At 31.6% G+C, this 452-nt stretch carries 1 protein-coding gene; it reads right to left on the bottom strand.

Going from position 1 to position 452, the window contains the following annotated elements; all coding sequences use genetic code 11:
- Positions 1-452 (bottom strand): tetratricopeptide repeat protein (locus tag Q0873_RS18180; protein ID WP_299110217.1); only part of this gene is annotated, 452 nt, incomplete at both ends.

Here is a 452-nt window from a genome sequence, read left to right as displayed (position 1 = left end):
ACTATTATTTCAATATCTTTTTTGGTTTTGATATGATTTTTAGACCAATCTAATAAGAGTAACTTACCTTTCCATTTTCCTAATAAAGTTTCTTCTGTAATCTCTGGGGCAAATACTTCATCTTGCTGCTCCTGTACGATTAATTCATTTGCTGGTGTGTTTTCTGTATCCTTATCAGTACTTACTGAACTTGAAATAGTTGTCTCAGTCTCTGTAAAGTTTGTTTCTAATAAAGTGTTTGCCTTTGCAATATTTTTTTCAACACCATATCCGTTATAATAACAAACTCCTAACCAATATTTCGCCATAGGGTGTTCGCTTTTTAAAAACCATTTTACAGCTTTGTTATAATCTTGTTCAATGTTTCCAAAACCTTTTAAGTATAGATATCCTAAACTATAGGCAGCTTTGTCATTTCCTAATTTTGCGGCTTTCTTAAACCACTTTCTAGC

Origin of the sequence: uncultured Tenacibaculum sp. (genome assembly GCF_947498805.1) — a bacterium.
In the GTDB taxonomy this organism is placed as follows: Bacteria; Bacteroidota; Bacteroidia; order Flavobacteriales; family Flavobacteriaceae; genus Polaribacter.
This window is presented reverse-complemented; position numbering and strand designations above follow the sequence as displayed.